This is a genomic window from Micromonospora sp. KC723 (assembly GCF_004348595.1).
In the GTDB taxonomy this organism is placed as follows: Bacteria; Actinomycetota; Actinomycetes; order Mycobacteriales; family Micromonosporaceae; genus Micromonospora.
The window spans coordinates 1-8,760 of record NZ_SMKD01000185.1; the positions used below are offsets into that span (position 1 = coordinate 1).

General features: G+C 73.0%; 9 protein-coding genes. 2 read left to right on the forward strand and 7 right to left on the reverse strand.

Annotated elements, in window-relative coordinates; all coding sequences use genetic code 11:
- The 6 genes from E1165_RS26260 to deoC all read right to left on the reverse strand — a co-directional run.
- The coding region (locus tag E1165_RS26260) for a cytochrome ubiquinol oxidase subunit I (protein WP_132394409.1) at positions 1–1,197 on the reverse strand (1,197 nt) is incomplete at its 3' end.
- Positions 1,198–1,318: 121 nt separating this feature from the next.
- Positions 1,319–2,224 carry a M56 family metallopeptidase gene (locus E1165_RS26265; RefSeq protein WP_132394410.1) on the reverse strand — a complete coding sequence of 302 codons (906 nt, stop codon included), beginning with the start codon at positions 2,222–2,224 and terminating at the stop codon, positions 1,319–1,321.
- A gap of 10 nt (positions 2,225–2,234) precedes the next feature.
- Entirely contained in the window at positions 2,235–2,666 is a 432-nt protein-coding gene (locus E1165_RS26270; protein WP_132394411.1) for a BlaI/MecI/CopY family transcriptional regulator, read from the reverse strand.
- Positions 2,667–2,714: 48 nt separating this feature from the next.
- The gene (locus E1165_RS26275) at positions 2,715–3,539 is read right to left on the reverse strand and encodes an aldehyde dehydrogenase family protein (protein WP_132394412.1); all 825 of its coding nucleotides are present in this window, start codon (positions 3,537–3,539) and stop codon (positions 2,715–2,717) included.
- Positions 3,532–4,962 carry an aldehyde dehydrogenase family protein gene (locus tag E1165_RS26280; RefSeq protein WP_132394417.1) on the reverse strand — a complete coding sequence of 477 codons (1,431 nt, stop codon included), beginning with the start codon at positions 4,960–4,962 and terminating at the stop codon, positions 3,532–3,534. The genes E1165_RS26275 and E1165_RS26280 overlap by 8 nt, the downstream gene beginning before the upstream one ends.
- 5 nt (positions 4,963–4,967) lie before the next feature.
- The gene (deoC, locus tag E1165_RS26285) at positions 4,968–5,927 is read right to left on the reverse strand and encodes a deoxyribose-phosphate aldolase (protein WP_132394413.1); all 960 of its coding nucleotides are present in this window, start codon (positions 5,925–5,927) and stop codon (positions 4,968–4,970) included.
- A 136-nt stretch (positions 5,928–6,063) separates the two neighbouring features.
- On the opposite strand from deoC, the gene upp reads away from it, so the two are divergent.
- Both upp and E1165_RS26295 read left to right on the forward strand, forming a co-directional pair.
- Positions 6,064–6,696 (forward strand): uracil phosphoribosyltransferase, encoded by a 633-nt coding sequence (upp, locus tag E1165_RS26290; protein ID WP_132394414.1) that lies wholly within the window; start codon positions 6,064–6,066, stop codon positions 6,694–6,696.
- 97 nt (positions 6,697–6,793) lie between these two features.
- Positions 6,794–7,471, forward strand: a complete 678-nt coding sequence (locus E1165_RS26295) for a GPP34 family phosphoprotein (RefSeq protein WP_132394415.1) — start codon at positions 6,794–6,796, stop codon at positions 7,469–7,471.
- A 9-nt stretch (positions 7,472–7,480) separates the two neighbouring features.
- On the opposite strand, the gene E1165_RS26300 is transcribed toward E1165_RS26295, so the two are convergent.
- Positions 7,481–8,760, reverse strand: a 1,280-nt coding sequence (locus tag E1165_RS26300) for a phospho-sugar mutase (protein WP_132394416.1), incomplete at its 5' end; no start/stop codon positions are given.

The following is an 8,760-nucleotide window of genomic DNA, read 5'->3' on the forward strand; positions in this document are numbered from 1 at the left end:
GCCGAGGGCGGGGTCGGCGGCACCCCGGGCGGCGTGCCGGGCGAGCAGCGCCCAGTTGGTGACCGCGAGCGTGCCGAGCAGCAGGGTGAAGCCGATCAGCGAGGCGAGCATGAGACCGGGCGAGACCCCGGAGACGGCCCGTTCGGTGGGGAGCAGGCCGTACGCCACCCAGGGCTGGCGGCCCACCTCGCGGGCGATCCAGCCGAGGATCACCGCGACGAAGGGCAGCGGCACGGCGAACAGGAGCAGCCAGAGCGGGAACCGCAGTCGGATGATCCAGTCCCGCCAGAGCAGCGGCAGCAGGAGCCAGACGCCGCCGAGAACCAGACCGATCAGGATCATGAAGCCGAGCCCGACGCTGGACAGCGCCGGCGGGGTGTAGTCGCCGGGGCCGAACCGGGCGGTCCAGTCGGCGACCAGCGCGTCGGCGGTGGGATCGCCGCCGAACTTGGTGGGCTGGGTCTGCCGGACCGGGCCGAACTGGGCGAAGCCGAAGCCCTGCACCAGGCTCACCGCCAGCGCGGCGGTGACCAGCCCGATCCGCAGCGAGGTGCGGAACAGCGCGAAGTCGGGAGTGCGACGCAGCAGGTGCCCGGCGCTGATCGCGGCCATCAGCATGCCGCCGGTGAGCAGCGCGGCGGCGACCACGTGCCCGAAGGCCATCCCGAGGGTGGGGTTGGTGAGCAGCGCGCCGAAGTCGGTGAGGTGGGCGATCCCGTCGCGTACCTCGTAGCCGACCGGGTTCTGTAGCCAGGCGTTGGCCACCATGATCCAGAAGGCGGAGGCGTACGCGGTGAGCGCGACGCCCCAGAGCAGCGCGAGGTGGACGCCGCGACGTAGCCGGTGCCACCCGAAGATCCACATGCCGAGGAACGTGGACTCCAGGAAGAACGCGACCAGCGTCTCGATCGCCAGGGGTGCGCCGAAGACGTTGCCAACGTAGCGCGACAGGCCGCTCCAGTTCAGTCCGAACTGGAACTCCATCACGATCCCGGTGGCGATCCCGAGGACGTAGTTGATCACGTACAACTGGCCCCAGAACCGGGTCAGCCGCTCCCAGGCCGGGTTGCCGGTGAGGAACCAGGCGGTCTGCATCCCGACCAGCAGGGTGACCAGGCCCAGGGTGACCACCACGAAGAGGAAGTGGATCGAGGTGGTGGTGGCGAACTGTAGGCGCGCGAGGAGCAGGGTGTCCATGACCGCTTCCAGGGAGTGGGCTCGCTTCTTGTAGACAAGCTACACGTAGCATCGCTACTTATCAGTCGGTGAGGATCCCTAGGGGTGCCCCGGGCGGAGGGCGCGGCGCGTCCGGCTCGGCTCAGTTCAGGAAGAGGGAGACCGGCAGGGCGACCAGGGTGGCCGCCACGGCCAGCGCGGTCGCCGCGATGACCCGGGGCGGGCGGTCGGCGAGCATCAGCCGCTGCACCCGGACGTCCAGGTCGCGGTCACCCACACCGAGCGCGCCGACCGGGGTGATCCGGTCATCACAGGCCGCGAAGCGGCGCAGCGCGCCGGCCAGCGACGCCTCCGCGTGCAACTCCCGGGCCTTGTCGTCGGCCCGCATCTCGACCAGCAGGGCGACCCGCTCGTGCGCGTCGCGGACCCAACGGAACCAGGGCAGCGCCCGGCACAGCGCGGTGAACGGCAGCAGCACCAGGTCGTGCCGCTCCTGCGCGTGCGCCCGCTCGTGGGTGAGCACCGCCGCCAGCTCGGCCCGGTCCAGCAGGTCCAGCGTGCCGGCGCTGACCACCACCCGGGGCCGCACCCCGGGCAGGCAGTACGCCGCGGCGCTCGGATGGTCCAGCACCAGCGCGCCCGGTACGGTGGGATCCTGGCGGGCGACCAGGGTGAGCAGGTTCCGGTGCCGGCGCTGGGCGCGAACCGTCGCGTGGACGCTGCGCACGGTGGTGGCGAGCAGCACCACGCCGATGCCGAACCCGACCCCGACCAGCCCGAGATGCACGGGGCCCACCCCGACCGGGAGCGTGCCGTGGGTCAGGTCGGTGGCCAGGGCGAGCAGGGCGCCGCCGGTCGGCCGGTCGTACGGGGCCAGACCCCACGCCATCGGCAGGCCCATCGCGGACAGCCCGAGCGCCAGCCCGACCGCCTGCCAGCAGACGATGGCCACCCGGGGCGCGCGCCACGGCCAGGTGGAGGCGGCGAGCACCTGCGCGGTCAACCAGCAGGCCAGCATCGACGCGGCGAAGTGCACGGCGAAGGCCACGGCTGCCGCCCTACCGGTCCGTCGCCTCGTCGGCGCGCCTCGCCCGCCCGGCGCGCGGGCCGTCGACCCGGTCGGTGAGCCCGGCCTGCGCCCCGAGCGCCGCGCGGAGCACGTCGGCCTCGGTGCCGGTCACCGATCGGGCGAACCGGACCAGCGCCGCGTCCCGGCTGCCGCCGAGGTCGAGGGCGTCCAGCATGAGCTGCGCGATGTGCGCCTCGCGGCTGGCGGCGGCCCGGTATCGCCAGGCCCGCCCCTCCCGCTCACGCTGCACCATGCCCTTGCCGGCGAGCCGGTCCAGCACCGTCATCACCGTGGTGTACGCCAGCTCGCGCCCGTCCAGTGCGTCGGCGACCTCGCGTACGGTCACCCCGTCCGACGTGGTGGGCACCGAGTCCCACAGCACGTCCATCACCGCACGTTCGAGATCACCGAGCCGAGTCACGCCCCCAATCCTACCCCCCGTAGTAGAAGTCCCCGGGGCGGCACCCGGTCACACCCCCTTGGGATGCCAGACCGTCTTCGTCTCCAGCAGCGCGGTCATCCGGGTGATGCCCGGGTCGGCGGACCAGTCGTGGCCGGCCGGCGCCGGACGGAGCACCCGCTTGAGGTTCTGCGCCGCGCTGACCTCCAGTTCGGTCGCCAGGTCGGCGTCGGCAACCCCGGTCAGGTCGATGGCGTTGACGTCCAGGTGGCTGGCGAGCGTCGGCACGGTCTCCTTCGGATGACCGGTCAGGATGTTCACCACCCCGCCCGGCAGGTCCGAGGTGGCCAGCACCTCGGCCAGGGTCACCGCCGCCAGCGGCGCCGACGGCGAGGCCGCCACCACCACCGTGTTCCCGGTGACGATCGCCGGGGCGATCACACTGACCAGGCCGAGCAGCGCCGGGGACTCCGGGGCCGCCACGGCCACCACGCCGGTGGGCTCCGGCGCGGACAGGTTGAAGTACGGGCCGGCGACCGGGTTCGCTCCGCCGTACACCTGGGGGAGCTTGTCGGACCAGCCGGCGTACCAGACCCAGCGGTCGGTCGCGGCGTCGACCTCGTCGGCCGGCACGCCGAGCGCCACGAACTGCTCGCGGCGGCCCTCCAGCATCTCGGCCACCCGGTAGAGGATCTGACCCCGGTTGTACGCGGTCGCGCCGGCCCAGCCCTTCGCGGCGGCGCGGGCGGCCACGACGGCGTCCCGCGCGTCCTTGCGGGAGGCCAGCGACACATTCGAGTCCTGCACGAGATACGACCGTCCCGACTCGCTGCGCGGGAACTTCCCGCCGATGAAGAGCTTGTACGTCTTGCGTACCGCGACCCGCTCAGACACTGAGGTAGCCCTCCAGCCCGTGCCGGCCGCCCTCGCGACCGTAACCCGACTCCTTGTAGCCGCCGAACGGCGAGGTGGGGTCGAACTTGTTGAACGTGTTGGCCCACACCACGCCGGCGCGGAGCCGGTCGGCCATCCACAGGATCCGGGAACCCTTGTCGGTCCAGATCCCGGCCGACAGGCCGTACGGCGTGTTGTTGGCCTTCTCGACGGCCTCGGCCGGGGTGCGGAAGGTCAACACGGACAGCACCGGGCCGAAGATCTCCTCGCGGGCGATCCGGTGCGCCTGGGTGACCCCGGTGAAGATGGTCGGCGCGAACCAGAAGCCCCGTTCGGGCAGCTCGCACGGCGGCGACCAGCGCTCGGCCCCCTCGGCGGAGCCGGCGTCGGAGAGTTCCCGGATCCGGGCGAGCTGCGCGGCGGAGTTGATCGCGCCGATGTCGGTGTTCTTGTCCAGCGGGTCGCCGACCCGCAGCTGCGCCATCCGGCGTTTGAGCGACTCCAGCACCCGGTCGGCGACGTTCTCCTGGACCAGCAGCCGGGAGCCGGCGCAGCAGACGTGCCCCTGGTTGAAGAAGATGCCGTTGACGATGCCCTCGACCGCCTGGTCGACCGGGGCGTCGTCGAAGACGATGTTGGCGGCCTTGCCGCCCAGTTCCAGGGTGAGCCTCTTGCGGGTGCCGGCGACGGCCCGGGCGATGGCCCGGCCGACCTCGGTGGAGCCGGTGAAGGCGACCTTGTCCACGCCCGGGTGCTCGACCAGCGCGCGGCCGGTCTCGCCCGCGCCGGTGACGATGTTGACCACGCCGGCGGGCAGTTCGGCCTGCTGGCAGATCTCGGCGAAGAGCAGCGCGGTCAACGGGGTGGTCTCGGCCGGCTTGAGCACCACCGTGTTCCCGGCGGCCAGCGCCGGGGCGATCTTCCAGGCCAGCATCAGCAGCGGGAAGTTCCACGGGATGACCTGCGCGGCGACGCCGACCGGTCGCGGGTCCGGCCCGAAGCCGGCGTACGGGAGCTTGTCGGCCCAGCCGGCGTAGTAGAAGAAGTGCGCTGCGACCAGCGGCAGGTCGACGTCGCGGGACTCCTTGATCGGCTTGCCGTTGTCCAGCGACTCCAGCACGGCCAGCTCGCGGGAGCGCTCCTGGATGATCCGGGCGATCCGGAACAGGTACTTGGCCCGGTCGCGGCCCGGCATCGGGCCCCAGACCTGCTCGTACGCCGTCCGGGCCGCGCGGACCGCGCGGTCCACGTCCTGCGCGCCCGCCTCGGCGACCTCGGCGAGCACCTCCTCGCTGGCCGGGTTGATCGACTTGAAACTACCGCCGTCGGTGGGGTCGACGAACCGACCGTCGACGAACAGCCCGTACGTCGGCTTGATGTCCACCACCGAGCGGGACTCCGGGGCGGGGGCGTATTCGAACATCACGCTCAGTCCAGGGTGAAGTAGTCGGGACCGGGGTAGACGCCGGTCGTCAGCTTGGTGCGCTGCATGAGCAGGTCGTTCAGCAGGCTGGACGCGCCGAACCGGAACCAGTCCGGGTCCAGCCAGTCCGCGCCGACGGTCTCGTTGACCATGACCAGGTACTTGATCGCGTCCTTGGTGGTCTTGATGCCGCCGGCCGGCTTCACGCCGACCTGTCGCCCGGTGGCGGCGCGGAAGTCGCGGACCGCCTCCAGCATCACCAGGGTCACCGGGAGGGTCGCCGCGACCGGGACCTTGCCGGTGGAGGTCTTGATGAAGTCGCCGCCGGCCAGCATCGCCAGCCAGGAGGCGCGGCGCACGTTGTCGTACGTGGCCAGCTCGCCGGTCTCCAGGATCACCTTGAGGTGGGCGTCCCGGCACGCCTGCTTGGTGGCCACGATCTCGTCGTAGACCTCGGCGTACCGACCGGCCAGGAACGCGCCCCGGTTGATCACCATGTCGATCTCGTCGGCGCCGGCCTCGACGGCCGCCCGGGTGTCGGCCAGCTTGATCTCCAGCGGGGCCTGACCCGACGGGAAGGCGGTCGCCACGCTGGCCAGGTGTACGCCGGAACCGCGCAGCACCTCCGCCACGTACGGGACCATCGCGGGATAGACGCAGACCGCGCCGACGTGCGGGCAGGACGGATCGGCCGGGTCGGGACGCAGCGCCTTGGCGGCCAGGGCCCGGACCTTGCCGGGAGTGTCGGCTCCTTCGAGGGTGGTCAGGTCGACCATCCGGATCGCCAGGTCGATCGCCTGGGCCTTGGCGCTGGTCTTGATGGAACGGGTGCCGAGCTGTGCCGCCCGCTGCTCCGCGCCGACCTGGTCCACGCCCGGCAGGCCGTGCAGGAAGGTCCGCAGAGCGGTCTCGGATCGCCCCAGCTCGGACAGGTCCGACCGGGCCGACGTCGCTGTCGCCGTCATGCCCCGAATACTACGCACCGGCCGGTTGGGTGATCTTGGTCACGCCGTCCTGGTCGTGAGCGCCACACGTGAGCGCCGTCGCTGGTCGGGCCGCACCCGGGGTGACGGTCGCGACGGACCGGTAGGTTGAGCGATCGTGGACGTACACGTCATTGACCACCCGCTCGCCCAGTCGCGGCTGACCGCCATGCGGGACGCCCGGACCGACTCCTCGTCGTTCCGGGCCGCGCTGCACGAACTCACCACCATGCTGGTGTACGAGGCCGCGCGCTCCTTCCCCGTCGAGAAGTTCCCGGTGCAGACCCCGGTCACCGGCACCGAGGGCACCCGGCTGGCCAACCCGCCGCTGCTGGTGCCGGTGCTGCGGGCCGGCCTGGGCATGGCCGACGCCGCGCTCGGCCTGCTGCCGGAGTCCTCCATGGGCTTCGTCGGCCTGGCCCGCGACGAGCAGACGTTCGAGCCGCGCGCGTACATGGAGTCGCTGCCCCGGGACCTGGCCGGCCTGCCGGTGCTGGTGCTCGACCCGATGCTGGCCACCGGCGGTTCGCTGGAGCACTGCTGCCGGTTGCTCGCCGACCGGGGCTGCACCGACATCACCGTGCTCTGCGTGCTGGCCGCGCCGGTCGGCATCGCGCGGCTGGAGCGTTCCGGCCTGCCGCTGCGCCTGGTCACCGCCGCCATCGACGAGGGCCTGAACGACAACAAGTTCATTGTGCCCGGCCTCGGTGACGCCGGCGACCGCCAGTTCGGCGGCATGCCCCGCTTCTGACCCCACCGGTCGCCGCGGCGACCACGGCGTCGCACGGCGATCGCGGGCGGGCGCGTTGGGGCCCGGGAACTGCGGGCAACCGTTAGCGTTCCGGGGCATGACTGGTGTTGCGCTCGCCGAAGAGCTGCTGCTGCTCGCGTACGACGACGAGACGGGGAAGGCGACCATGCCCCGGATCAGCCTCGACCTGGGGATGGCCGCGGCCGTCCTGGTCGAGCTGGCCCTGGCCGGGCGGGTCGCGTACGCCGACGGGTCGCTGGTGGCGACCGACCCGACGCCGGTCGGCGAGCCGATCCTGGACGGCGTACTCGCCCGGATCGCGGCGGACACCCCGCACACCCCGTCGTCCTGGGTGCAGCGGCTCCGGCACGGCCTGCGGGACCGGATCCTCGACGATCTGGTCGACCGGGGTGTGGTGCGCCACGTCGAGGAAACCGAGCTGGGCTTCATCGTGGTGCACCGCTATCCCCTGGCGGACCCCTCGGTGGAGGAGGACACCCGACTCCGGCTCGCGGCGGCACTCGCCGGTGGTGAGCCCCCGGACGAACGGACGGCCGCGCTGGCCACCCTGGTCGCGGTGCTCCGGATGGAACCGGCCCTCGGCCTGGCCGGGAAGGCCGCCGTCGACGCCCGCCGCCGGCTGGAGGAGATCGCCGGCGGCGCGGGCTTCTCCGGCACCGTCAGCCTGGACGACTCGCTGGTCCGTCCCTCCGTGGCCCTCGTCATCACCACCCTGGGCCAGGCCGTCGACGCCGCCCTCGGCCCGCGCCGCTGACCCCGCCGGCTACACGCCGAGGGCGGCGGCGACCTCCGCGCGGAGCGTCCCGACGGCGGCCTGGGCACGGTCGCGGGCGGCGGCGACGTCGCCGCCGCCCGCGACCGGCTCCACCACCTCCAGGTACGCCTTGAGCTTCGGCTCGGTGCCGGACGGGCGGACCACCACCCGGGCGGTGGCGGTCCGCAGGATCACCACGTCGGAGCCGGGCAGCAGGTCCTGCGCCTCGGTGACCGGCTGCCCGAGCAGCGTCGTCGGGGTGGCCGCCCGGATCCGGGCCATCGCGTCGGCGATCACCCGCAGGTCGTCCACCCGGACCGAGAGCTGGTCGGTGTGGTGCACACCGAACTCGGCGGCCAGCTCGTCGAGACGGTCGGTGAGGGTACGGCCCCGCGCCTTCAGCTCGGCGGCCAGCTCCGCGACGGTCAGCGCGGCGGTGATGCCGTCCTTGTCGCGGACCTGCCCCGGCGCGACGCAGTAGCCCAGCGCCTCCTCGTACCCGAAGACCAGCGGATGCTCACCCGCGCCGGCCCGGACGATCCACTTGAACCCGGTCAGCGTCTCGTCGTACGGCAGGCCCCGGGCCGCGCACATCGCGCGCAGCAGGGACGACGACACGATGGTGGTGGCGTACAGCCCGGTCACGCCGCGCCGCATCAGGTGGTCGGCGAGCAGCGCACCGACCTCGTCGCCGCGCAGCATCCGCCAGGCACCGTCATCCCGCACCACCACCGCGCAGCGGTCCGCGTCCGGGTCGTTGGCGATCGCGATGTCCGCGCCGGTCACGTCGGCGAGCGCGACGAGGCGGTCCACCGCGCCCGGCTCCTCCGGATTGGGGAAACCGACGGTCGGGAAGGCCGGGTCCGGCTCGGCCTGGTCGGGCACCACTCCGGGCACCGGGAACCCGGCCCGGGCGAAGGCGGCCGTGAGCACCGCCGCACCGACCCCGTGCAACGGGGTGTACGCCACCTTCAGGTCGCGCGGTCCGTCCGGCGTCACCACCGCGGCGGCCCCGTCCACGTACGACGCGACCATGTCGTCGCCGAGCACCTGGCCGACCGGGCCGAGCGGCACCCGCGCCAGCGGGCCGACCGACCTGATGGCCGCCTCGATCCCGGCGTCGGCCGGCGGCACGATCTGCGCTCCCGCACCGAGCTCCCCGCCGAGCTGGGCGCCCAGGTAGACCTTGTAACCGTTGTCCTGCGGCGGGTTGTGGCTGGCGGTCACCATCACCCCGGCGACCGCGCCGAGGTGCCGCACCGCGTACGCCAGCACCGGGGTGGGCAGGG

Excerpts from the sequence above, each read along its gene's own strand:
- E1165_RS26280 (WP_132394417.1), bottom strand. The coding sequence starts at position 4,962 with ATGTTCGAATACGCCCCCGCCCCGGAGTCCCGCTCGGTGGTGGACATC.
- E1165_RS26295 (WP_132394415.1), top strand. The coding sequence starts at position 6,794 with ATGACTGGTGTTGCGCTCGCCGAAGAGCTGCTGCTGCTCGCGTACGAC.
- deoC (WP_132394413.1), bottom strand. The coding sequence starts at position 5,927 with ATGACGGCGACAGCGACGTCGGCCCGGTCGGACCTGTCCGAGCTGGGG.